Origin of the sequence: Chitinophaga deserti (genome assembly GCF_003149455.1) — a bacterium.
Classification (GTDB): domain Bacteria; phylum Bacteroidota; class Bacteroidia; order Chitinophagales; family Chitinophagaceae; genus Chitinophaga; species Chitinophaga deserti.
On the sequence record NZ_QFFK01000002.1, the window covers coordinates 630,517 to 654,926 of the forward strand.

Annotated in this window: 25 protein-coding genes; 14 read left to right on the plus strand and 11 right to left on the minus strand. The window is 50.6% G+C overall.

The window, feature by feature from the left end; translation table 11 throughout:
- Positions 1-38: 38 nt before the first annotated feature.
- Both DEV76_RS06640 and alaS read right to left on the minus strand, forming a co-directional pair.
- Entirely contained in the window at positions 39-1,004 is a 966-nt protein-coding gene (locus DEV76_RS06640; RefSeq protein ID WP_109696352.1) for a PDZ domain-containing protein, read from the minus strand.
- A gap of 432 nt (positions 1,005-1,436) precedes the next feature.
- Positions 1,437-4,049: an alanine--tRNA ligase gene (gene alaS, locus DEV76_RS06645; protein WP_109696354.1), complete on the minus strand. Its 2,613-nt coding sequence runs from the start codon at positions 4,047-4,049 to the stop codon at positions 1,437-1,439.
- A 326-nt stretch (positions 4,050-4,375) separates the two neighbouring features.
- On the opposite strand from alaS, the gene DEV76_RS06650 reads away from it, so the two are divergent.
- The 3 genes from DEV76_RS06650 to DEV76_RS06660 all read left to right on the plus strand — a co-directional run bounded on the left by DEV76_RS06650 (position 4,376) and on the right by DEV76_RS06660 (position 6,476).
- Positions 4,376-5,347: a M23 family metallopeptidase gene (locus tag DEV76_RS06650; RefSeq protein WP_109696357.1), complete on the plus strand. Its 972-nt coding sequence runs from the start codon at positions 4,376-4,378 to the stop codon at positions 5,345-5,347.
- A 95-nt stretch (positions 5,348-5,442) separates the two neighbouring features.
- Positions 5,443-5,976: a MerR family transcriptional regulator gene (locus DEV76_RS06655; protein WP_232826893.1), complete on the plus strand. Its 534-nt coding sequence runs from the start codon at positions 5,443-5,445 to the stop codon at positions 5,974-5,976.
- An 11-nt stretch (positions 5,977-5,987) separates the two neighbouring features.
- Positions 5,988-6,476, plus strand: a complete 489-nt coding sequence (locus tag DEV76_RS06660; RefSeq protein ID WP_157962753.1) for a YbbN family protein — start codon at positions 5,988-5,990, stop codon at positions 6,474-6,476.
- A gap of 309 nt (positions 6,477-6,785) precedes the next feature.
- On the opposite strand, the gene DEV76_RS06665 is transcribed toward DEV76_RS06660, so the two are convergent.
- Together DEV76_RS06665 and DEV76_RS06670 are read right to left on the minus strand one after the other, a co-directional pair.
- Entirely contained in the window at positions 6,786-7,874 is a 1,089-nt protein-coding gene (locus DEV76_RS06665; RefSeq protein ID WP_109696361.1) for a mechanosensitive ion channel family protein, read from the minus strand.
- Positions 7,875-7,886: 12 nt separating this feature from the next.
- Positions 7,887-9,053 (minus strand): amidohydrolase family protein, encoded by a 1,167-nt coding sequence (locus DEV76_RS06670; protein ID WP_109696363.1) that lies wholly within the window; start codon positions 9,051-9,053, stop codon positions 7,887-7,889.
- Between the two features lie 135 nt (positions 9,054-9,188).
- Between DEV76_RS06670 and prfA the strand changes: the two genes are divergently transcribed.
- The 3 genes from prfA to DEV76_RS06685 all read left to right on the plus strand — a co-directional run bounded on the left by prfA (position 9,189) and on the right by DEV76_RS06685 (position 11,784).
- On the plus strand, positions 9,189-10,265 hold the full coding sequence (prfA, locus tag DEV76_RS06675) for a peptide chain release factor 1 (protein ID WP_109696365.1): 1,077 nt from the start codon (positions 9,189-9,191) through the stop codon (positions 10,263-10,265).
- Positions 10,266-10,395: 130 nt separating this feature from the next.
- Positions 10,396-10,965: a hypothetical protein gene (locus DEV76_RS06680; protein ID WP_109696367.1), complete on the plus strand. Its 570-nt coding sequence runs from the start codon at positions 10,396-10,398 to the stop codon at positions 10,963-10,965.
- Positions 10,966-11,100: 135 nt separating this feature from the next.
- A complete protein-coding gene (locus DEV76_RS06685) occupies positions 11,101-11,784 on the plus strand; it encodes an OmpA family protein (RefSeq protein WP_109696369.1) in 684 nt (227 codons plus the stop codon).
- 135 nt (positions 11,785-11,919) lie between these two features.
- Here DEV76_RS06685 and DEV76_RS06690 read toward each other — a convergent pair whose 3' ends face one another.
- Positions 11,920-13,101 (minus strand): aspartate aminotransferase family protein, encoded by a 1,182-nt coding sequence (locus DEV76_RS06690; RefSeq protein ID WP_109696371.1) that lies wholly within the window; start codon positions 13,099-13,101, stop codon positions 11,920-11,922.
- A 34-nt stretch (positions 13,102-13,135) separates the two neighbouring features.
- Here DEV76_RS06690 and DEV76_RS06695 point away from each other — a divergent pair, with 34 nt between their 5' ends.
- Genes DEV76_RS06695 through DEV76_RS25880 form a run of 3 tightly spaced genes read left to right on the plus strand, consistent with a single transcriptional unit; the run spans position 13,136 to position 14,026 of the window.
- Positions 13,136-13,657, plus strand: a complete 522-nt coding sequence (locus DEV76_RS06695) for a gamma carbonic anhydrase family protein (RefSeq protein ID WP_109696374.1) — start codon at positions 13,136-13,138, stop codon at positions 13,655-13,657.
- A 46-nt stretch (positions 13,658-13,703) separates the two neighbouring features.
- Positions 13,704-13,853 (plus strand): hypothetical protein, encoded by a 150-nt coding sequence (locus DEV76_RS25875; protein WP_157962754.1) that lies wholly within the window; start codon positions 13,704-13,706, stop codon positions 13,851-13,853.
- 11 nt (positions 13,854-13,864) lie between these two features.
- Complete coding sequence (locus DEV76_RS25880; RefSeq protein ID WP_157962755.1) at positions 13,865-14,026, plus strand: hypothetical protein; 162 nt, start codon at positions 13,865-13,867, stop codon at positions 14,024-14,026.
- On the opposite strand, the gene rsgA is transcribed toward DEV76_RS25880, so the two are convergent.
- Genes rsgA through DEV76_RS06720 form a run of 5 tightly spaced genes read right to left on the minus strand, consistent with a single transcriptional unit; the run spans position 14,023 to position 18,921 of the window.
- Positions 14,023-14,955, minus strand: a complete 933-nt coding sequence (gene rsgA / locus DEV76_RS06700; protein ID WP_109696714.1) for a ribosome small subunit-dependent GTPase A — start codon at positions 14,953-14,955, stop codon at positions 14,023-14,025. The genes DEV76_RS25880 and rsgA overlap by 4 nt on opposite strands.
- Before the next feature lie 25 nt (positions 14,956-14,980).
- The gene (locus DEV76_RS06705; RefSeq protein WP_109696376.1) at positions 14,981-15,991 is read right to left on the minus strand and encodes a vWA domain-containing protein; all 1,011 of its coding nucleotides are present in this window, start codon (positions 15,989-15,991) and stop codon (positions 14,981-14,983) included.
- Between the two features lie 8 nt (positions 15,992-15,999).
- Positions 16,000-17,004, minus strand: coding sequence for a hypothetical protein (locus DEV76_RS06710; protein ID WP_109696378.1), 1,005 nt, complete (start codon positions 17,002-17,004; stop codon positions 16,000-16,002).
- 28 nt (positions 17,005-17,032) lie between these two features.
- Entirely contained in the window at positions 17,033-17,899 is an 867-nt protein-coding gene (locus DEV76_RS06715) for a DUF58 domain-containing protein (protein WP_109696380.1), read from the minus strand.
- Between the two features lie 20 nt (positions 17,900-17,919).
- Entirely contained in the window at positions 17,920-18,921 is a 1,002-nt protein-coding gene (locus DEV76_RS06720; protein WP_109696382.1) for an AAA family ATPase, read from the minus strand.
- 260 nt (positions 18,922-19,181) lie between these two features.
- Here DEV76_RS06720 and DEV76_RS06725 point away from each other — a divergent pair, with 260 nt between their 5' ends.
- The 5 genes from DEV76_RS06725 (at position 19,182) to DEV76_RS06745 (ending at position 21,822) form a co-directional block, all read left to right on the plus strand.
- A complete protein-coding gene (locus tag DEV76_RS06725) occupies positions 19,182-19,526 on the plus strand; it encodes a hypothetical protein (protein ID WP_109696384.1) in 345 nt (114 codons plus the stop codon).
- Positions 19,527-19,606: 80 nt separating this feature from the next.
- Positions 19,607-20,272 carry a peptidylprolyl isomerase gene (locus tag DEV76_RS06730; RefSeq protein WP_109696386.1) on the plus strand — a complete coding sequence of 222 codons (666 nt, stop codon included), beginning with the start codon at positions 19,607-19,609 and terminating at the stop codon, positions 20,270-20,272.
- Between the two features lie 87 nt (positions 20,273-20,359).
- Positions 20,360-20,740, plus strand: coding sequence for a glycine cleavage system protein GcvH (gene gcvH, locus DEV76_RS06735; protein WP_109696388.1), 381 nt, complete (start codon positions 20,360-20,362; stop codon positions 20,738-20,740).
- A gap of 46 nt (positions 20,741-20,786) precedes the next feature.
- Positions 20,787-21,167 carry a VanZ family protein gene (locus DEV76_RS06740; RefSeq protein ID WP_157962756.1) on the plus strand — a complete coding sequence of 127 codons (381 nt, stop codon included), beginning with the start codon at positions 20,787-20,789 and terminating at the stop codon, positions 21,165-21,167.
- A 208-nt stretch (positions 21,168-21,375) separates the two neighbouring features.
- On the plus strand, positions 21,376-21,822 hold the full coding sequence (locus DEV76_RS06745) for a helix-turn-helix domain-containing protein (protein WP_109696392.1): 447 nt from the start codon (positions 21,376-21,378) through the stop codon (positions 21,820-21,822).
- Here the strand turns inward: DEV76_RS06745 and DEV76_RS06750 are convergent.
- Complete coding sequence (locus DEV76_RS06750; protein ID WP_109696394.1) at positions 21,813-24,320, minus strand: DUF5686 family protein; 2,508 nt, start codon at positions 24,318-24,320, stop codon at positions 21,813-21,815. The two genes, DEV76_RS06745 and DEV76_RS06750, sit on opposite strands and share 10 nt — an antisense overlap.
- Positions 24,321-24,410: the final 90 nt, after the last annotated feature.

Genomic DNA, 24,410 nt, shown 5'->3' on the forward strand with positions numbered 1-24,410 from the left:
TCTCTTTGCTTTACACTAAACTATATCTGCCTTATAATTTACAGGTTTTCGGAGCGCAGTTTGCGCGGCACTTTCACTGTCAGTGTTTCGGATTTCCCATTGCGAAGGATGCCGAAATTGATAGTGGTTTTATCTTTCGCTTCGCGGTATCCGGCGGATACTTCGCGGGCGTTTTTAACGGCCTGGCCATCTACGTTTTGAATAACATCTCCGGTTTTGAATCCGGCTTTGTCCGCTGCTGATCCGGTTTCAACGGTTTGCACGGTAGCTCCGTCATTCTCTTCACGGTCTTGTACCTGGAGGCCCAGTTTGGGTTGGGCGTTAGGATTGAAAAGCTCATCGAAGCTGCGGGGCATTGAGAAGGCGCGCGGCTCTTCATCAAGCAGGCGCGGACTGCGATAGCGGCGGCCTTTCATAACATCTTCCGCACTATCGCGCGGCTGTAGTTTCGCTTTTGATTTTTGTTCTTTTTTATCGCGGAGATATGTAACGGTTACATCATCTCCGGGTTGTAGTTTACCGATGGTTTCGAACAGATCCTGCGGCTCACTGATCTTTGTGTCGTTTACTTTTGTTATCACATCACCCACTTTAATACCTGCTTTTGCTGCAGCGCTGCCTTCGGCAACTTCAGTTACGGTGGCGCCTTCGGCAGTAGTTTTCCCGGTAATCACACCAAGTACTGCAGGCCCGGGAGTAACAACATCTTCAAAAGCGATAGCCGGATTTTCGTCAGGGAAATTACCATTGCGCGGGGTAACAATACGTTGCTTCACGGTAATGTTTTCCCCTTTGTATTCCCTGATGGGCTTACCATCCACGAGTACTTCACCATCTTTTATCTCAACGGTTACTTTCGCGTTCTGCGAATCGCCCTTACGTTTAATGATGATCTCATCATACTCTCCCATTTTACCGATTCGCCTGTCCTGTGCGGATACCGCGGACGAGGCCAGGGTAAAAGCGAGGAGAAGAGAGCTGCCGGAAAAGAGGAGTTTACGCATATTGAATCATTTTTTAGTGACAAGGCAAATTTACAGGCAGGAGGGGGTAAAGAAAAGTTAAAAAGAGAAACGGGAAGATAAGGGAATGTTAAAAAGTGAAGGAGACCGGACGATGTTGGCCAAGTCCACCTACTTCAGCCGGGTGGTCACAAATATGACAAGTTTGTAATCGCATACAGGACAATGGGTTTAATAACGAAATGTTTCGTTCTGCCCTGCTTCAACGCCAACATTCAGGCCGGGAAATGCCTTCTAAAGGCTGTGTAAGGCAGTGTAGAGGCTGTCTACCCTTAGTGTAACAGAAGTCTAAAGGCAGTAACAAGGCAGTCCGGAGGTAGTAACACCGTAGTCTAAAGGCAGGAATCGACCATGTTAGCAACCGTATTCAGGGGTTAGTTCCATAAAAAAAGGCTCCCGGAGGAGCCTTTCTATTTAGAGGATGCTTTTCACTTTTTCAATTACCGTACCGAACTGGCTGGTATCCTGTCCGCCTGCGGATGCGAGGGTAGGCTGGCCACCACCGCCTCCTTTGATGAGGCCGGCAATCTGTTCTTTGATAATTTTCTGTGCATTGAGGCCCTTGTCTTTCACGAGGTCGTCGGAAATGAGGACTGCTACCTGTGCTTTCCCGCCTGCATTGGCGCAGAGAACCACGAGGTAGGGGGCAGTAAGCAGGTCTTTCAACGCAATAGCGTATTGCTTCACGGTGTCGGCGCTGGAAGCGTCTACCACTGTTCCGAGGAACTGTACGCCATTCACAGTAACTGCCTGCTGCGGTAATGCGGCGGCGGCCTGCTGGGCTGCCTTCAGTTCGAGAGCAGCCAGTTGCTTTTCGAGTGCAGACTTTTCAGCCACGAGTGTTTCCACAGCCTTAGCGGGTTCTTTAGGGTTCTTAACCGCGGCTTTCACCTCTTTCAGCTGGGCTATCTGTTCATTGATGTAAGCTTCCGCTTTGGCGCCGGTTACGGCTTCAATCCTCCTTACGCCGGCAGCTACCGCGCCTTCGGAGAGGAATTTGAAGATTCCCAGCTCACCGGTATGGCCGATGTGGGTACCACCACAAAGCTCAACGGAATAGTTGGGATCGATGGTTACTACGCGAACGGTTTCGCCATACTTCTCACCGAAAAGGGCCATAGCACCGAGTTCCATTGCGGCATCCCGGGGCATTTCGCGGATGATCACCGGAATGTTCTCACGGATCTTCTGGTTCACGATGGTTTCAATGGCGGCCAGCTCTTCATCAGTCACTTTGGAGAAGTGAGAGAAGTCGAAGCGCAGATAATCCGCATTCACCAGGGAGCCTTTCTGGGCCACGTGAGTACCCAGCGTTTGGCGAAGGGCAGCATGGAGCAGGTGAGTAGCGGAGTGGTGACGGGCAATATCCTGGCGTTTGGTAACGTCCACTTCTGCCTTTACAGGTGCTTCCGGATTGGAGGGCAGCTGGTCGGTAAAATGCACGATGAGGTCGTTTTCCTTCCTGGTATCAGTTACTGCGATGGCTTCTGATCCGAAATAAAGGGTTCCGGTATCGCCTACCTGTCCGCCGGATTCGGCATAGAAAGGTGTTTTATCCAGCACGATTTGGAACTGATCTTTGCCTTTGGCAGAAATGGAACGGTATTTCAGCACTTTGGCATCGGCCGCCAGTTCGGTATAGCCGATGAAAATGCCGGAAGGCTGTTCGCTGAGTAGGGTCCAGTCGCCCATATCGAGCTTGGTGGCTGCGCGGGAACGGTCTTTTTGTTTATTCAGTTCGGTCTTGAAGCCTTCTTCATCCACGCTGAATCCTTTTTCGGAAGCAATGAGCATGGTGAGGTCGAGCGGGAAGCCGTAAGTATCGTATAGTTCAAAAGCCACGGGGCCTTCGATGGTTTTGGTGGCACTGGAGGTAATGGTTTCCAGTCGTCCCAAACCGCTTTCCAGCGTGCGGAGGAAGCTGTTTTCTTCCTCAAACACCACTTTCTTCACGAACTCGAGCTGTTCGGCCAGCTCAGGGAATACCTGCCGGAATTCTTCGGCCAGCTTCGGCACGAGGTCGTGCAGGAGGGGTTGCTTAAAGTCGAGGAAAGAGAAATAGTAACGCACTGCTCTGCGGAGGATGCGGCGGATTACATATCCGGAGCCGGTGTTGGACGGCAGTTGTCCATCAGCTATTGTGAAGCAGATGGCGCGGATGTGATCGGCGATTACGCGGAAGGCGATATCGGTTTTTTCGGTCTGACCGTATTTTTTACCGCAAAGTGCTTCAGTAGCATGAATGAGGGGCATGAACACATCGGTGTCGTAGTTGCTCTGCTTGCCCTGGATCACGCGTACCAGGCGTTCGAAGCCCATACCGGTATCAACGTGCTTTGCAGGCAGGGGCACGAGGGAGCGGTCTTTCATGCGGTTAAACTGCATGAATACGTTGTTCCAGATCTCGATTACCTGCGGATGATCGTTGTTCACGAGGTCTTTCCCGGGAACGGCAGCTCTTTCGGCTTCTGTCCTGCAGTCTACGTGAATTTCGGTACAGGGGCCACATGGACCGGTTTCGCCCATTTCCCAGAAGTTATCCTTTTTGTTACCCATGAGGATACGGTCTTCCGCGATATGGCGCTTCCAGAATTCGAAGGCTTCCGTATCTGCTTCGAGGTTTTCGGAGGCATCCCCTTCAAAAACGGTAACATACAGGCGGTCTTTCGGCAGCTTGTACACTTCTGTGAGCAGTTCCCAGCTCCAGGCGATGGCATCTGCCTTGAAATAATCCCCGAAGCTCCAGTTGCCCAGCATTTCGAACATGGTGTGGTGATAGGTGTCTATCCCTACTTCTTCCAGGTCGTTATGCTTGCCGCTTACGCGGAGGCATTTCTGGGTGTCGGCCACGCGGGGCCAGTTCGCCGGCTTGTTGCCGAGAAAAATGTCTTTAAACTGGTTCATCCCTGCGTTGGTAAACAGCAGGGTAGGGTCGTTTTTCAGAACTATCGGCGCGGAAGGCACGATGTGGTGCCCCTTGGAGGCGAAAAAATCCAGGAACTGTTGCCTGATCTGGGCTGCGGTCATAAAATATTAGTCGGTATTAATATCTAATTTTATAGTTATAATTGCATCCGTCCTAAAATTGGCGTTATTTTGTAAAGATCGCAAAGTGGCTCGCCTGGAAATTGAGACTCAAAAGGTTGAAGTTTTAGCCTAATTCAATTAGGTTTGCGGACCCCGGTTACAACCGTTCAATTTTGGCGCAGGGTGGAATGCGGTGCAAAAATATCGAAATATTCATAACTAGCTAACCGCCATTTTTCCGGGTAAATCAGCCCGGGAACCGGATTGATAATAAATTTTTAAGGGAAGCGTTCTATCGTACGCTTATATCAACCCACAAAAGGTGCATGAAGAAAGTCAAGTATTTCTATAATACACAAACGCTTAAATACGAAAAGCTCGTAGTTTCCGTGAAGGTGAAAGTCCTCCGGATACTCGGTTTCCTGTCGGCCGCCATCGTGACCGGCATTCTTTTTCTCTCCGTATCCTACCGTTTCCTGGATTCTCCTAAAGAAACGATGCTCCGCCGTGACCTCGACAATATGAAGGAAGAATACAACAACCTTCGTGAGCGTATGGGAGAGATGAAATCCCAGCTGGGAGAGCTTCAGCACCGCGATAATGAGATTTACCGTGTGATATTCGAAGCAGCGCCCATCCCGGATAGTGTGCGGGCAGGGCAGAATGTGAAGGAAGACCCCAACCAGTCGCTGGCAGTGAAGCCCGAAAGCGAGATCATCGCCGCCACCCGTAATATGCTGAACGAACTGGGCTCCCGCGTGCAGCTCCAGGAAAAATCTTATTTGCAGATAGAAGACCTGATTAAGAATAAGCAGAAGATGCTGGCCTCCATCCCCGCTATCCAGCCGGTGGCCAACAAGGACCTCGACCGGATCGCTTCCGGCTTTGGCTACCGCATCGACCCGATCTATAAAACCGTAAAATTCCACTCCGGTCTCGATTTCACCGCACCTTCCGGTACGCCTATCTACGCTACGGGGGATGGTACCATTGAGGAATCGAGCCTCAGCGATGTAGGTTATGGCAACCACGTGGTGGTGAACCATGGCTATGGCTACAAATCCCTCTACGGCCACATGGTCCGCATCAAAGCCAAGCGCGGCCAGGCGGTGAAACGTGGCGATGTACTGGGCTGGGTGGGCAGCACCGGTAAATCCACCGGACCGCATTGCCATTACGAAGTCATGAAAAACGGCGTCAAAGTAGATCCTGTCTACTTTTTTTATAATGATCTTACTCCCGAGCAATTCGACCGCATGCTGAAGATCGCCCGTTCGGGCAACCAGTCTTTCGATTAATGGAATGATTATTGAGAGAAAAGGCGGTTCAGTTCATGGGATGGATTCCGTAATATTGTATCCGTAATCTTTTTCATTATCAATTAGTTTCGGTTATGATGCAGCAACTGGACTTATTCGGCCTCCCGACGCAGCCCCCTGCCGTAAAGCCGCCTGTTAACGGAGATCCCGAAAAGGGAACCGGTACCGCCGAGGTACCAGGTACACCGCTACCCGCAGGCGAAGCGCCGGTAAAGGGCAAGAAACGGGGACGAAAAAGTCTCAAAGAGCTGTCCGGCGATCCTCACGTAATCCAGGAACTGGAAAAGCTTACGCTCGACAAACAGTACTACTCTATCAGCGAAGTTGCCGGTATGTTCAGGGTTAACACCTCGCTCATCCGCTACTGGGAAAATGAGTTCGACATTCTCCAGCCTAAAAAGAACAGAAAGGGCGACCGCCTTTTCCGGCAGGAAGATATCCAGCACCTTAAACTCATCTACCATCTGCTGCGTGAAAGAAAGTACACTATCGAAGGCGCCAAACAGAAACTGCGGGAAGATAAGCGTATCGCATCCCGCAACTTTGAAATGGTAAAGTCCCTCGAGAAAGTCAGAACGTTCCTGACGGAGTTAAAAGATCAATTATAAAATAGGACATTATGCGTTTACAAACAGTTTTACTGGGATGCGGCTTGTTGCTGTCAACCGTGACCATGGGCCAGAGCCAGCCCCTCAAGGGTAAATTCGAGATGAAACAGCTCATCAACGATTCTTCCTACGCCTGGTTCTACACCGGCGTCAACCGTTACAACGCCAATTCCACCATGGTCAACTATATCAAGACCAACAAAGATAAAATCCAGCTGGTGGCGCTGGTAAATACTACTGACGAAGCAAGCCGCAAGCTGCTCCCCGAATTCTATAAAGTGATGATCCTCGCCAGTGTGCCCGAAGAAAGCATTCATATGTATGGCACCGATAATTCCGGCAACACCGGAAACGAAAAGGCAGATGGATACAAGGTGAAGAAATACCCTACCATCCTCGTGATGAGAGACGGTAAAGAAGAAGGCCGTATTTCCGGTGCTGCTAAAGCTACCATTGAAGATGATCTGGCTCAGATCCTCATGAAGATGAACGCTAAATAACATTAGGGAATCTCCCTTATAAGTAGAAATCCCCGCCGGTATTACCAGCGGGGATTTCTTTTATTATGATTCATGCCTTTCCTGCAAGGCCATCATGCAATTACAAGTTAGTTACCAGTTAGTTACAAGTTAGTTACATCGTTGCATCTATGGTGCATCTATGCGACAACTACGGGAGAACTTAATACTATACCCGGAGAGAAGGTGGAGGAAAGGTGGACATGATGTGGACTTGATCCGTACATGTAGTTGATAATGACTGTGTTGTGACATGATATAAAACCACACTTTGTGGGCGGTTTTAACGGCTTATGCAGATTCTTTCATGGCCAGTCGTACGCCATTCTTTTCAAGGATACGCAGCGCTTCAAGGTTCACGCGTTCGCGTAATTCAAGGTACGGAATACCATCGAGAATATTGGTCATATAGATGAGCTGCAGCACCAGGGAATCTTTCCCGAAATCGTGAAGGTTTACGTTGAAACCAGGCTCCACATCCGGTTGTGATTTCAGGTAAACCTGCAAATCCCGTACCACGGCGAGCACCGGACCGGGAGGGGTATCGCCTGCCAGTTCCAGTTTCATAGCCACACGTTGCTGCGTGCGGAGGGAAAGGTTGTCGAGTACACTGTCCACCATCTTCTTGTTAGGTACCGTCACAAAGGTTTTTTCCAGTGTACGGATGCGGGTGCTGCGCAGTCCGATCTTCTCTACCGTTCCGGTGATGTTGTCCACCTTCACGCTGTCGCCAACGCGGAAAGGTTTATCGGAGAAGATGATAAATGATCCGATAAGGTTCTCAATACTTTCCTTGGCAGCAAGGGCAAGGGCTGCCGCACCGATACCGAGGCCCGCTACCAGTTTATCTACCAGCTCTTTCCCGAAGAGGATGTTGATGAGGATCATTGCACCAATGATGTATACAATGGCCTTAAAGAAATCACGGAAGAAGATGACAAACTGATCGTCGGTTTTATCGTTGGTAAGGCCTGCCTTTTTTTCCAGTATAAGCGCGAAGAAATCGATCAGGCGCAACAGGATCATAATGAACGTCATGCTCAGTACGATCTTCAGCAAAAGTGCCATCAGCATTTTCAGCGTAAAGGGTTCGGCACGATTGAAGACCACGATGTTTAGTGCTTCAGGAAACACGAGGTGATTACTGGCCATGATAAAGGCCGCCATCAGCAGAAAATACTCGATCGGCTTCAGGAGCAGTTCCACAAAAGCCCGCTGCTCAATAGTGGGCGACCAGTGGCGGATAAGCTTGTAAAGTCCCGCTGCGAGGCCTTTGGAAAGGAAACGCCTTATAAGGAAAATGAAAAATATAATACCCGCTACAAGAAGATAGTTGCGGATGGAATTGTCCAGGATCTGTTGGTTCAGGAAATCATTCATAGCGATGCAAATCTACATAATAAGCGCTTTCAGGTCGAGCAGTTTGGTGGTATTATGCAGGATCTGCACAACCCCGGGCGATTTGCCTTTTTCGAAGCTGCCGAATTTATCACTGATCCCCAAAGCCTGCGCACCATTTAACGTGGCCCATTGCAACATTTGTTCGAGGGGGATTTGCGGGAATTTATTCCGGAGGGTTTCAATTTCGCTCCAGACAGAAAGCTGGTGATTGGATGCAAGACTATCGGTTCCCAAAGTTATCGTTACCCCGGGAGTGCTGCTGAGCATAGGAACATCGGGGAGCATTCCTTCAATATAAATGTTAGCGTTTGGGCAGAGGCACCAGAATGTTTCGCCGTTGCGGGCCAGAGCTGCTTCCACATCGCTGCGGGAGGTGAAAGTATTATGGACGAGAATGAGGGTCTGCCCCTGGTCGAAGTGCCCGATGTAGGAGGGGAGGCTGTTGGTGCCGGAGCCTCCTATGCCGGAAGCATCCATGTTGAAATGTTTGTAAAACCCGAGGAATGGGCCGGATTTGTCGCGGAAGAGTTCGTTTTCTGCCTGTGATTCCTGGTTGTGGATGGATATTGTGCCGTTGCTTTTCAGTCCGTTAATGAGGCGGAACAGGGTAGGCGAAACGGAATAGGGAGCGTGTGGCACGAGGCTGGCCGGGATGCCTGCCTGGCGGAACTGGGCCATTACGGACAGGGAATGCTCCAGCCGATGGGGGGCGAAAGCATCTGCCACCCCCATGCATTCCACGAAGGTGCGCCATTCCATCTGCCGGGCGGTGCGGTGCTTTACGGAAGTGGTAGCGGCGGTATTGGCAATGTCGCCCACGGCTACGATGCCGCTCTGGCGCATGGCTTCCGCGGCATTGTCGATGGCGGATGAAAGCACCTCTGCAGCGGGAGGCTGGCGGTTTTCCATGACAGCCGTCAGAAAGGCGGGGAGGCCAGTGCCCTCCGGGATTACGCCTTTCATGTGCGAGAGTTCAAGATGACAGTGTGTATTAACAAATCCCGGGCTAAGTACGCCTTCTACCTTAATATAATCTTCCCCAACCCACGACAGTGGTACCAGCGCAGAAACAACGCCTTCGTCATCCAGTACCAGCGCCCGGTCGGGGCCATGAAACTTTCTCCCGTCAAAAATATCGTCTGCTGTTATTTTGATCATGAGGGTGAATTTAGGGAATGTTCGCGGGAAGAAGGGTCCGGGGGCGCTCAAAATAAGCGGCAAAAACGTAATTTTGCATCCCGAACCGGCCGCGCAGCATGCTAAATGGCTGGAAATTAATCCGGATAACCGAGTATGATAGATAAACTGGACGCCATCAAAGGCCGTTACGAACAAGTTTCTTTGGCGCTTACCAACCCCGAGGTGGTGAGTGATAACAAAAAATTCAGCAAGCTGAGCAAGGAGTTTCGCCAGCTGGAAAAGATCGTAGTGGCTTACGACGCTTATCGTAAAGTACTGGACGCTATCGCCTTCAACCGTGAAGTGCTCGAAAGCGGCGATGAGGAAATGCGTGAACTGGCCAAGGAAGAAACCGAAGGCCTGGCGGAGCAGAAAGAGCAGATGGAAGCCGATATCCGGAACCTCCTTATTCCCAAAGACCCTCAGGATGAAAAGAACGCTATCCTGGAGATAAGGGGTGGTACCGGTGGAGATGAAGCCGCACTTTTCGCGGGGGATCTCCTTCGTATGTATCTCCGCTATTGTGAAAACAAAGGCTGGAAAACATCTATCATGAATGAGAATGCCGGCGGCGCTGGCGGTTATAAGGAAGCTGTGGTGGAAGTGTCGGGCGATGATGTATACGGAACCCTCAAATTTGAGTCTGGTGTTCACCGTGTACAGCGCGTACCTGCTACCGAGGCATCGGGCAGGGTGCATACATCCGCAGCCACAGTGGCGGTACTCCCTGAAGCGGAGGAAGTGGACGTTGAGATCCGCGACGCCGACATCAAAATGGATACCTTCCGTTCTTCCGGAGCGGGTGGCCAGCACGTTAACAAAACGGAGTCTGCCGTACGCCTTACCCACATTCCTACCGGCGTGGTAGTAGAGTGTCAGGAAGGCCGCAGCCAGCACTCCAACCGCGATATTGCCATGCGCATGCTCCGTACCCGTATTTATGAAGCGGCCGTGCGTAAGCATGAAGATGCGATTGCATCGCAGCGTAAGAGCCTGGTTTCCACGGGCGACCGCTCAGCCAAAATCCGGACTTACAACTTCCCCCAGGGCCGCGTAACCGATCACCGTATTGGTATGACGGTTTATAACCTCGATGCATTTATGAACGGCGATATAGAGGACATGGTGCAGGCCCTTCAATTTGCGGAGAACGCAGAAAAGATGAAGACCGGTGACCAGATGGGCGTGTAAACCGCCTGCCTGTTAATCCCCTGGCAGCGCATGTCCCTTTTGCAACAATTTGCAAAAGGGAACTGTTATTATCCTGCATGTGTCCTGAATCTGTCGGTTTCTAATATTATCCACCCTAAACTTTCACCAAATGTTAGATCAATTATTGCAACTGGTCCGCGAAAATGCGCAGGATACAGTAGTAGCCAACCCTGCCATCCCCAACGAACAGAATGATGCCGTGATAGGCGAAGCTACCCACACTATCGCCGATGGCCTGCAATCTGCACTGGCTAGCGGTAACGTGAAGGAAGTTATGAGCCTTTTCAATGGCAACAGTGCTCCCGATGGAGCTAACCCGCTTGTAAATGGTATCCAGGGTAATTTCATCAAGAACCTTATGGAAAAGTTCAACCTCAACAGCGGCGCCGCTTCTTCACTGGCCGGCTCCCTCATTCCTTCCGTACTGGGTTCTCTCGTAAACAAAACAAAAGACCCTAACGACAGCAGCTTTTCGCTGGACGGGATTATTGGCTCTCTTACCGGTGGCTCCACAAAGGGCTTCAACCTCGGAGGCCTGCTGGGCAAATTTGGCCTGGATAAAGATGGCGACGGAGATGTAGATATGCAGGACCTTACCGCCATGATATCCAACGGTGCAAAACAACAGCAAAGCAGTGGTGGCCTCGGCGGACTGCTGGGTAGCCTGTTTGGGAAATAGCCATTGGGGAAAATCTCCATATCTTTATTACCGTTATCCCTTAATCATTGATTTACACAAATTTACCTGTCGAAAATAAATGTTGGCAAAGAATTTGTTTAGGCTATCATACTCAAACCAATAAAACATACTAAGATGAAAAGATTGAATGCATTTGTGGCGATAGCGATGGCAGGTATTCTTACTTTAGGTTCATGCAGCACGTGGCAGAGCATGGATAATACCAAAAAAGGCGCCGTTATCGGTACCGGTGGTGGTGCAGCTGCCGGCGCAGTAATAGGTAAAGCTGCAGGTAATACCGCCCTCGGCGCTATTATCGGTGCTGCTGTAGGTGGTACCGCCGGTGTACTGATCGGTAAGAAAATGGACAAGCAGGCAGAAGAAATCAAGAACGAAGTGCCCAACGCAACCGTTGAGCGCGTAGGCGAAGGTATCAACGTAACCTTCAACTCCGGTGTTCTTTTCGGTTTCGACAAATCTGACCTCACCTCCACCGCTCAGAGCAACATCCAGGAGCTCGCTCAGGTGCTGAATAAATATCCCGACACCCACGTTCGTGTGGAAGGCCATACAGACGATACCGGTGCCGACGCTTACAACTACAGCCTGTCCGAACGCCGGGCAAAATCTGTAGCTAATTACCTCATTGGCCGGGGTGTTTCCGCTAACCGCGTACAAACATTCTGGTATGGTGAAACACAGCCTAAATTCCCCAACGACAGCGAAGCCAACCGTGCTAAAAACCGTCGTGTGGAATTCTCTATCTACGCTAACGATAAAATGAAATCAGAAGCGAAGAATGAAGCTGGTCAGCAATAAGCTTTTTAGTTGAATTTTCTCATAAGCAGTTTGAACGGTCCTCCCGGCTTTCCGGGAGGATTTTTTTTATGCAATAGTAAAAGCCGTCAGAGACCATGTCCCTGACGGCTTTTCTATATGTATCAATTACTGGAACTACAAAGTATCCAGTCCGGTAAGCAGGATCGCGCAGGCTTTACGGATCTCTTCTTCCGAAATGATCAGCGGCGGTACAAACCGGATGGCATTGGAGGCGAAGAGGAACCAGTCTGTAATCATGCCATTGGCAATGCAATAATCGATCACCTTTTTAGCTGAGGGGAAGTCTTCCACTTCAACGGCCAGCATCAGTCCGCGTGATCTTACCGCCTTTATTTTCGGGTGTTTCAGCAGGCTGAGGAACAGTTTTTCTTTCTCAAACACACCATCGATCATACGCTCTGCCAACAGCGCCTTCATACCTGCAAGCCCTGCAGCGCAGGCAACCGGATGGCCGCCGAAGGTGGTGATATGACCAAGTACGGGCGCGTGGGTGAGGCTCCACATCACATCGCGATGGGTGATGAATGCACCAAGGGGCATTCCGCCGCCGAGGGCTTTGCCGACGAGGAGTACATCGGGAACGATGCCATATTGTTCAAAGGCCCATAGTGTACCATTACGGCCCAGGCCACATTGAATTTCGTCGAGGATGAGGAGTGTGCCGGTTTCGGTACACCTGGCGCGCAGGGCTTGCATCCATTCAACAGAAGGTGCGAGTACCCCGGCTTCGGCCTGTACCGTTTCTGCAATCACACAGGCGGTGCGTGTGGTGATCTTTTCCAGCATATCCATATCGTTATGCTGTAAGTGTTGCACATCGGGCAGGAGGGGGCGGTAGGCGTTACGCCAGTATTCGTCCCCGATAATACTCAGAGAGCCCTGTGTGGAGCCGTGGTAGCTGTTTTTGAATGCGATAATTTCCGTGCGGCCGGTATGGCGCTTAGCCAGCTTCATGGCACCTTCGGTGGCTTCGCTGCCGGAATTCGTGAAGTATACTGAGTTGAGCGTTTCCGGGAGATGTTGGGTGAGGAATTGAGCATATTGCACCTGGGGCGACTGCACGAATTCTCCATACACGATGAGGTGCATATAAGTTTCTGCCTGTTCACGGATGGCTTTTACCACATCAGGATGGCAATGGCCTACGTTGCAGACGCTGATGCCGGCAATCATATCGAGGTATTGCCTGCCGGAGGCGTCCCACATATACATTCCCTGCGCTTTCACCATTTCGAGTGCCAGGGGGGCGTCGGAAGTTTGCGCCACATGCTGTAAAAAAAGCTGCCTGTTATTCATTGGGGCGAAGTTAGTGAAGTTCTATATTTGTATCATGCCAGTAATATTACCAGTGAAGGGTGTACACCCGCAAATGGGCGACAATTGCTTTATTGCGCCAAATGCCACTATCGTGGGCGATGTAGTAATGGGAAAAGATTGCAGTGTGTGGTTCAATGCCGTGGTTCGCGGAGATGTGAACAGCATCCGTATGGGCGATAAAGTGAATATCCAGGATGGCGCCGTGATCCATGCAACTTACGAGAAAACGAAAACTACCATCGGTAACAATGTTTCTGTAGGCCATAATGCTATTGTGCACGGCTGTACGGTGGAGGATAATGTGCTGATAGGTATGGGGGCCATCGTGATGGATAATGCCCATATCGGGTCTAATACCATCATTGCCGCAGGTGCTGTGGTACTGGAAGGTACACAGGTGGAAGCGGGGTGCATTTACGCCGGGGTTCCCGCTAAAAAGGTGAAAACCATCAGCCAGGAACTTATTCATGGAGAAATCGACCGCATCGCCAATAACTACATCATGTATGCCGACTGGTTCCGCGACCAGGTTTAAGACATGTTATGAATAAGTATTATATTGCAGGTCTAATCCCGGACCTATGAAAAATAAATGGCTCATCGGCCTTTGGGCGGCCTTCCTCCTTGCGGGCTGCGCCTCTCAGAAGCAAGGCTGCCCCGGCAGTACATTTTACAATTCCGGCAACGCCAAACAGAACAGCAAGGCCGGAAAGCAAATGAAACTATTCTAAAAACCCCTGCCATGCGGAACCTTGTCGTATGCTTGTTTGTATTATCCGTGCTGGCAGCCGCCTGCAGATCCCAGAAAACGGGATGCCCCACGCCTAAGCGCAACCTGGGTGCGGAGAAAGTGATGGATGAGATGAGTGCGCCTAAAAAGAAAGGGCTCTTCAGAAGAAATTAATCGTAATCATTTTCATTGATCGTGGCCAGGATGGTGGCATAGCTCACGTACCGGTCCAGATCGATATCGCCTGCTTCTACGGCGGCTTTAACGGCACAGCCAGGCTCATCGAGGTGGATGCAGTTATTAAACTGGCATTGGGGGATGTAAGATTGCATTTCCAGGAAATAATGCGAAAGCTCGGTTTTCGGAATATCAACGATCCCGAATTCCCGGACGCCGGGAGTATCGATGAGGCGGCCCCCGAAAGGAAGATCAAACATCTCCGCGAAGGTGGTAGTGTGCAGGCCTTTACCGCTCCAGCCGCTCACCTGTTTGGTTTTGAGCTGCAGCCCGGGCATCAGCCCGTTGATAATGGTGCTTTTACCTACGCCGGAATGCCCGGATATGAGTGACGTTTTATCTTTCAGTAATTCCCCCAGTTCATCTATCCCTTTTCCTGTTGCAGCGCCCGTCAGCAGCACGGTGTATCCGATTTCTTCATACACGGCCTGCCAATGTTCGAACTGCTCCATTTCCTTTGCGCGGTACACATCCATTTTGTTGAAAACGAGGATAACGGGTATATGATAAGCCGCTGCGGTAATAAGGAAGCGGTCGATAAAGCCCTGCGAAGTACGTGGCTCGCGCACGGTGGCTACAAGCACTGCTTGATCGAGGTTAGCGGCAACGATATGCTTTTTGTGCTTGCCCTGGGGAGAGCTGCGCACAATATAATTACGGCGGTTTTCGATTCCGGTGATGATGGCGGTACCCTCTTCTCCCGGCTCCATCTGGAGCGTTACCCGGTCGCCCACGGCGATGGGGTTGGTGGAAGTGATATCCTCATCAATTTTGAATATCCCTTTTATCCGCGCCTGGTAAAAGTCGCCGGCATCAGTTTTGGCGGCGTACCAACTGCCGGTAGATTTATAGATCGTTGCTTGCACGGTGTAAAGATAAAGCAAATCCGGACTAGGGCAGCCGCTTGAAAAGCGTATACCGTAATACTGCTTCCAGGAGGATGCAGGCGAGGGCGATCATTGCCAGGGGGAAGAAATGCTCTTTGAAGCGTTTATAAGAGGTGATTTCCACTTTTGTCCGCTCCAGTTTATCGATCTCATGGTAGATATCCTGCAGGGAAGTATTATTGGTAGCCCTGAAATAACGCCCGCCGGTTTCCCCGGCGATTTTTTTCATGAGCGGCTCATCGATCTGTACATCCACCATCTGCATCTGTACGCTGCCATCGGGCATGGTGGCGGGTGAAGGCGCTTTGCCGATAGTGCCGACGCCGATGGTATATACTTTCACTTTATAAGCCTTGGCGATCTCCAGTGCAGTGAGCGGGTCTACCAGGCCGGTGTTATTCACACCATCTGTCAGCAGGATAACAATTTTGCTTTTGGCTTTGCTTTCCCGTAACCGGTCTACCGACGTAGCAAGGCCCATCCCGATGGCGGTACCGTCTTGCAGCATGCCGCTGCGGATGGCCATGAGCTGCTGTTTAAGCACGCCATGATCGCTGGTGATGGGGCATTGGGTGAAGCTCTCTCCGGAGAAGATGACGAGGCCTATACGGTCGCTGATACGGCTGTCAACAAAGTCCATAGCCGTTTTCTTGGCGGCTTCCATACGGTTGGGCCTCAGGTCTTCCGCGAGCATGGAGCCTGAAATATCGATGCCCAGCACAATGTCAATCCCTTCACTGTCGATGTTTTCGGAGGTATTGGATGTTTGCGGGCGTGCGAGTGCTATTACCAGTGCTGTGAATGCGAGGATGCGCAGTACGGGCAATATGGGCCTGAAACGGATTTTCCAGGATACGGGAATATCTTTCAGGCCTTGCAGTGAGGATACTTTTACCGAGCCCTGGAACTTACGGCCGGCACTCACGCTCCACCAGATAAAGACGGGGATGAGTAACAGCAGCCAGAAGAAGGCCGGGTATGCGAATGTTATATCTTTCCAGAGTTCCGGATTCATGTTTCTTTTTACTGGTTTGTGCCGTTGACCGGCAGTTCGGTTTTAGGCATGGCGGAGGCACGTGTCCATTCAACTACGGCCACGGCTTTGCGCAGCGTATCCTCATGCTCCTGCGGTGTGGGCTGGAGCTTGGCGAACTTGGCAAGGTCGGCAAGACTGAGGATGCTGTAAATCTCATTGCGCTGCTGGTTCAGGATAGTAACCGGCTTGATGTCGTTCATCAGTTCGGCGGTAGTCTGTTCCAGTGCGGGTATATTAAACTGCTGCTCAAAATAGGTGCGCAGCACGCCGGTCAGTTCAGTATAGTAACCTTTAACATCGGTTTGCCAGGGTTGTTCCTTTTCCAGCTTTGCGAGGGCTTCGAGGGCCAGCTCAAACGGAGGCTTGGCGGGTACCACGGCAATGGGCTTCGGAGCTTTCTTCCGGTTGCGCCACATGGTGAAGTACAGTACGATGAGTGTTATCAGCAGGAAGCCGCCGAGGAAGTAGAACCAGTAATCGAGCCAGTTGAACTTTACAACGCGCAGCGGTTTGATGGGCTTGAAGGCCTTGGTGGTATCTACGGCTACGGTACTAACGTCAATGAAGATGGGGTCTGTGAATACAGAATCGTACGACCCGTCGGTAACGGAATACACCTCAAATTTCATGGGAGGCAGTTCCCAGCGGCCGGAGTCGAAGCTGGTGAAGGTGACGGCCTGCCGCCAGATCTTCTGGTTTTCATCAGTGCCGGTGGTATCGAGCTGGCTGCGTTCCACGATCTCGATGTGATTGGCAGAGTCGGGGATGTTAGGGAAGATCACCTTAATGTTGGCGCCTTTAAGGGCGTACAGCATTACTTTGGCGGTGAGGTTCACCTTTACAGGCTCCCCGATGCGGATGCGTGTGGTGTCGGCCTTAGCCGTTACCTTAAAATAATCCTGGTATTGCTCCTGCTCCTGTTCCTGCGCGAAAGCGCCGCCACAAAGGCAGCAAAGCAATACGGTGGCGAATATGTTCTTGATGAATTTCATCCGGTCTTGATCGTGCTCGTTTTATCGATTATACCCTGTTCAGGAAAAAGGTTTGCAGTGCTTTCACGTAATCTTCATCGGTACGGATACTGATCAGTTCGGCCCCGCTTTTCATGAATGCGTTGCGGCAATATTGCGCGTGCTGCTGAAACTGACGGTCGTAGTAGGCGCGTACTTTTTTGTCGCTGGAGTCTACCCACTGCGAGGTGCCGGTTTCGGCATCCGTCATGCGGATGAGCCCTGCATCGGGGAGTTCTTTATCGCGGCGGTCGTATACCTGCACCCCTACCACATCGTGCCTTTTGCCTGCGATGTTCAGTGCATCCTGGTAATTGCCGGAGAAGAAATCGCTCAGCAGAAACACGATGCTTTTCTTTTTGGTGGCGTTGTTAAAGAACCGCAGCGTTTCTGCGATGTTGGTTCCTTTTTTCTTCGGCTCGAAGGAAAGCAGTTCGCGGATGATGAAGAGGATGTGCGACTTTCCTTTCTTTGGCGGGATGTATTTCTCCATGCCGTCGCTGAAAAAGATGACGCCTACCTTATCATTGTTCTTGATGGCGGAAAAGGCGAGCACGGCGCATAGTTCGGTAACGAGACTGCGCTTGGTTTGCCTTGTGGTACCAAAGGTTTCGCTCTCGCTCACGTCTACCAGCAGCATCACGGTGAGCTCGCGCTCTTCTTCGAATATTTTGATGTAGGGACTGTTGAAACGTGCGGTCACGTTCCAGTCGATGGCCCTTACGTCGTCGCCAAAATGGTAATCGCGTACTTCGCTGAACGACATACCGCGGCCTTTGAAGGCACTGTGGTATTCACCGGCGAAGATGTGGTTGGTAAGCCCTTTGGTTTTTATTTCCAGCTGGCGGACCTTCTTTAATATTTCTGCTGTATCCATCTGTTGACGGGTTTATGGGATCAGGGCACTTCCACTGCGTTGAGGATCTCGCTGAGGATGTTTTCGCTGGTCACGTTTTCGGCTTCGGCTTCATAGGTGAGGCCTACACGGTGGCGCATCACATCGAAGCAAACACTGCGTACGTCTTCAGGGATCACATAACCGCGGCGTTTCATGAAGGCATAGGCTTTGGAAGCCAGGGCCAGGTTGATGGAAGCACGGGGCGATCCGCCGTAGGCGATGAGCGGTTTCAGTTTAGCGAGCTTATAATCTTCAGGGTTACGGGTGGCGAACACCACGTCGAGGATGTATTGTTCGATTTTCTCGTCCATATACACCTGGCGAACCAGCTTGCGGGCAGCGAGGATTTCTTCGGGCCGAACCACGGGGCTGATCTTAGCCTGGCCTTCAGGAGCCAGGTTTTGCCGGATGATGTGGCGTTCCTCTTCCTTGGTGGGGTATCCGATCACGACTTTGAGCATGAAACGGTCTACCTGCGCTTCGGGTAGGGTATAAGTACCTTCCTGCTCGATGGGGTTCTGCGTGGCAAGCACGAGGAACGGTTCTTCGAGTTTGAAGGTGGTATCGCCGATGGTTACCTGCTTTTCCTGCATGGCTTCCAGAAGGGCGCTCTGCACTTTGGCGGGGGCGCGGTTGATCTCATCTGCCAGAATGAAGTTGGCGAAGATGGGGCCTTTGCGCACCATGAATTCGTTCCGCTGCTGGTTATAGATCATGGTACCCACCACGTCTGCAGGAAGCAGGTCGGGCGTGAACTGGATGCGGGAAAACCTTGCGTCGATGGCAGACGACAGGGATTTGATGGAAAGGGTTTTGGCGAGGCCGGGCACGCCTTCGAGCAGCACGTGGCCCTGGGCAAGCAGCCCGATCATAAGGCGCTCCACCATGTATTTCTGGCCCACGATCACTTTGTTGATCTCCATATTAAGGAGGTCCACAAAGGAACTGGCCTGGTGAATCTTTTCGTTGATCTGACGAATGTCGTTCGAGGTATTTTCCATGAATTGTTATTTCAAGGTTGCTAAAATAAGGATTCTGCCATTTAAACCTACTACCATGGCGGGATTGCGCAGTTAAAAACCTGTTAAATCGCGCACGCGGGAGGATTTCCGGTTAAAGCAGATATGATTTACAAAAAATTCCAATTTAAGAATACGCAGTGATATTTACATCAATTTTTTACGTAAACCGTACATTTGTCGTCCGTTAGCCCCTGCAATAGGAATGCCAGAGAGGGGAGGCGGATTAAAAGCCATTGAAAATGAACAACGACGATTTCGATATACGCTGGAAGAAAGTGGAGGACATGCTCACTGAACGTTTCGGGAAAACCCCCAACATGGAAGCTTTGCTACTGATGATTGGGGTACAGGAGCTGAACAGTCCGAAGAAGAAATTCACCAAAGAGCAAAAGCAGGACCTGATGCACATTGCGGTGTGCGTATTGCTGACCCGGAGTGGTTATTTTGAGCCGGAAGGCCGTGATAAGGACGGATGGCCCCACTTCAAAGAACTGCAGCCCGTTCCCAAAATGGGCCTCGAAGAGCAGGAAAGATTCCTGAAAGAGCACGTGATCGATTACTTTGAAGAAGGAGAATTTGAATAGCCCGGTTCCGCAATAATGCCGAAGGGTGCGACGCAACGGCGGCACGGCCCTGAACTGAAGCCGATTACACCAAAAAGCCCATGAATAAAAAGCTACCCCTCTTACTGCTGTTGATCCTGGCCGGCATGGCCGCACAGGCCCAACGCAACCGGAAAGTAAAAATGTACACGCCGTACGGCAAAATGGTGATCAGGTTGTATGACCAGACGCCCAGGCACCGCGATAACTTCATCAAACTGGTGAAGGCACATTATTACGACAGCGTACTGTTTCACCGGGTGATTAAGAATTTCATGATCCAGGGCGGCGACCCCGACAGTAAGAACGCCAAACCGGGTGTTGCGCTCGGCAACGGCGGGCCCAATTACCGCGTACCGGCAGAGTTCCAGCTGGATCTCTACCACCGCAGGGGAGCACTGGGAGCGGCGCGGGATAATAACCCCACCAAAGAATCTTCAGGCAGCCAGTTCTACATCGTTCAGGGTAAGAAATGGACAGAAGGCGGGCTGGATACATTGGAGCAAACCCGGCTCGGAGGCCGAAAACTGCCGGTAGACCAGCGGGAGGTGTATAAAACCTGGGGCGGATCGCCACACCTTGATCAGAACTATACCGTATTCGGACAGGTGGTGAAAGGGTATCATGTGATCGACAGTATTGCCGCACAGCGTACAGGCCCTGGCGACAGGCCGGTACAGGACGTACGGATGAAAATACGGCTCAAAAAGAAGTTCTTTTTCTTCTAGGTCTGTCATTTTAACGTTTTGAAAATGACAAACTTTTTATAATTCTGGACGTAATCTTTATTTTTACCGCTCAAAATCAAACTTGACATGAATTTTCCGTCGAATCTGCGTTACACCAAAGACCACGAGTGGGTGTTATTAGAAGGGAACAGTGCAAAAATCGGTATCACCGAATTTGCACAGCGCGAACTGGGCGATATCGTGTTTGTGGACATTGCCACAACCGGTAAATCGCTGGGTGCTGAAGAGGTTTTTGGCACGGTAGAAGCCGTGAAAACCGTTTCCGACCTGTTCCTGCCCGTAGCCGGCACAATCGGTGAGGTTAATCCTGAGCTGGAAAGCAGCCCTGAACTGGTTAACTCCGATCCTTACGGCGACGGTTGGATGGTAACTGTCACCGTGAACAATCCCGCCGATGTAGAAGGCCTGCTCACTGCAGACCAATACCAGGCGCTTGTAGGAGAGTAATTGTATGCCTGAATTACAGTCTGCTAATCATAAAGACACAAGAAGCATGAGGATGATCCGCTATTATCTGCCCGCAATGGGATGGGTCATCCTCATTCTTTTTTTATGCACGCTTCCCGGAAAAGCGGTGCCCAGCGTCGGGTTCCTGGATATGCTGCATATCGATAAGGTGGCGCATTTTTTCCTTTTCGGAGGGATGGTGTTGCTGCTGGCGTACGGGTATTACCGGCAGAAAGGTTCCATCAGCACACGGATGCTGTCATTGATCGTATTAGCGGTAACGGGGTATGGACTGGCAATAGAGTTTATCCAGAAGTACCTCATTCCCAACCGCAGCTTTGATCTGTGGGACCTCGCTGCAGATGCGGCAGGCGCTATTGCAGGAGCACTCATATTCCGGTTTATAGGCCGGCGGTTCCTCCAGTAACGAACGTTTACCTTACTGAAAATTGAAAATGTATGCGCCTAAAAAGGGCGCATTTTTTTGTACCCCCAAATCTTCGGATTTCCGGGATATTCTCGGAGTTTGAAGTGAACTTCTCAGCTTTTCGGAGATTTTGACCGGCGTATTTCCCTGCACCTTAATATTGCAGAAATCATTGTTAACCTTGTACGATTTGAAAAATCCCTTTAGAATGAATTTAGGCAGAACGATCCGGCGTTTGCGGGAGTACCGCAACCTTACGCAGGAATACATGGCGGCAAAGCTGAAGATGGGCCCAACTGCATATGGCAATATAGAACGCAATGAAGTGAAGCGGCTGACGATTGAGCGGTTGATGCAGATTGCAGATGTACTGGGCGTACATTTTTCAGAGCTGTTCCAGGAGCCGCCGCCACCACAGCACCAGCGGAAGCTGAAGCATGCCCTGCAGGAAAAAGATCTGCAGGACGTGCTGGCGTATTTCCGGCAAGACAAGCTGCTGATGAAGGAAATGATGATTTCCCTGCGCGATTCCGTTCACAAAATGGATCAGCTGATGAGTGAACACATGCGCATCATGCGTTCCATGCTGGCACCCCTTCGCGAAAACTCAGCACGCCGTGCTGCAGAGCTTAAAGAGAAAAATGATCAGAACTGAAGACGGAAGCTGCCGAAGATGCCGAACTTCTTATTGTTAACCTCTTCCGGGAGCGGCTTGGGTGCCACTCTCCACACAAAATCGATGCGGATGAATTTGAGGATATTCTCCACGCCGGTACCCACTTCAATGTAAGGGTTGCCCTGTAAGGTTTTGAAGGGATAGTCGGACTGTAAGTTGAGTGCGCGGTTCTCATTACTGAGGCGGCCTATCACTCCTTTGGCTGTCCAGAACTGGCGGAATTTAAGCTTCCGTACCAGCGGAATGTAATTGAATATACCACTGCCAAGGGTATGCTCCAGGTTAAAGCCCGCATACTGATCGCTGATGAACTCATATCGGTTCATCATATTGAACGCATACTTGTTGTAATAGTAAATCTCGTTACCGGGATGTATCTCCAGCAGCGGATAAGGCAGCGTGGCATTGAAAATTTTACCGCCGAAGAAGTTATAGTAAAGCTGTCCGAACGGTGCCACCTTCAGGTAGTCAGACACAGTGGCGGAAGCCTTGTGATAGGAATAATTGCTCTTCCAGATACCCTTCACACCCAATGCATATTTCAGCTCCACAATGGGATATTTGCTGCCGAGGCTGAAGCGGTAGTAATTACCCTCCAGGAACTCTTCCCGGAATGCATACCGCAGTTTAACAGACACCTCCAGGTTGGTATACGGATCGGTTTTACCGCCGGAATGAGGGAAGATGTTGCCGCCCGGTAATGGGTCGTATGGCATATACTGCTTGTGAACCACCGCAAAATGATGGGAGAAGCCGCTGTAATATTCTTTGTAAAACTCAGCACGCTTTTCTTCTATCTGCATGAACTTCTGCGGTACGCCGGGCTTGCGGATAGCCAGTGTAAAGATGTTATCCGTACCCACTTCATCGTAATAGCTCGCACCATTGTCGAGGTCGCGGATGAAGGACCCGTAAACGTACATACGCGGATGGCGGTTCAGCAGGTATAATGCGGATAGCTTGCCTTTAAAACGATCGTCTCCGAAACCATAGGCCAGGTAGCCATTCAGGTAAAGGTCTTTATGGAAGTCGGGAGTAGTACCAAGATCGAGGCGCGTACGGAAGCCCTCGAGCCGGTTCTGGGAAAAGAGGTACCAGTACGGCCCCCATTCGAGCGGACCGAAAGGTTTATAACCGGTGGCAAGGAAGCGGATGGTATTGGAATACTTCTGGAAGAGAGGGATCTTCTGCAGTGTGTCCACCATTTTATAAATCGACTGCTCATTATGGCTGAGCGCTTCATGCCGGTGATCGTTCCAGAAGGAATCGGTGCGTGCCCTTGCACTATCGGCCACCACAATGTTTTGCGGATAACGCTTTTCTGAGAACAGATTGGTAACGGCGGTATCGTTGTAAACGAGATCCTGGTAAGTAGTGGTTTTCCTGCCTATGAACTCAATGGTTTTAGTAGGCTTGGGGCTGGGCGTCCAGAAGTCTACGATGAATTTATCTTTCGCGAGGAACCATCCGCTGCTGTCTGCCAGTTGCCTGAACTCCTGCACCAGTGATATCTTACGGACGAAGTTGATGTTTGCATCGTTCGGGACAGACATGCTCATTTTCTGAATGGCAAATGTAGAGTCCATCACCCAGAGGTCGCCGATGAAAGCGTTTTCACCTTTACGGCGCGGCTCAAAGTTCATGCGGATGTAACGCTGGTTGGCGATGTACTGTGTATCGGTGATGCGGTAATTGTAGAAGATGGTGCCGCTGGAGCTGATAGGGCTTACGAAGCTTTTATCGAATACCGGAATGTAGTTGTCGTACACGTTGATGTTCTGATACATGCCACCGAGGAACTTGGTCACGCTTTCATTATCGAGGCCCGAAGTGCGGGAGGCTTTGATGATCTCCTTTGTTTTCCTGGGATTGCGCTGGAAGTAGTAATCCGAAATGCTCTCCGTAATGAACACGGGGAGGAAAGGCTGGTTTTCGGTAGTACTGTCAATATTCTTGAGAATGAAGGAGAACGGTTTGGTGAAGCGGTTTTTGGAAAGCTTAACGGTGTTGAGGTTTTTGATGTCGAGCTCCAGCTTATTATAGATTTCGTATTTATAGCTTTCGAGGCGGTCGTAGTTATTGAACGGTTTGCGGCGGATGATGTTGCGAAGGAGAATGATGGCGAAGTTAACGTTGGCTTTGATCTCATATGTTTTGAGAGAAACATCGCCACGGGATATTTCGAAGTTGAGCGTTTGATCTGCCAGTTTTTTATCGACAAATAAAACGGTACGCTGGTACCCCATTACACGAACGAGCAAAGAGTCTGAAGGGATGGAAGGAAGTTCGAAGAGGAAACCGCCATTGGCGTCGGTAACCATGCCCGTGTTGGTTCCCACAAATTGGAGTGTGGCGAATGGGATCAGTTCCTGGGTGTGCGCGTCTTTTACTATTCCCCTGACTTTATGCTGCGCATGGATGGGTAAGAAGCTGATGATCGTAATTACAAAAGCTATGGTTCGTTTCCAGCCGTTCATTTGCGAGGCAAATTAGATATTTTCGGACGAATTAATGGGACTGTTGTTAAATGGGACAGTTTTATAACAAAGATGCTTCCGAAAGCCCAT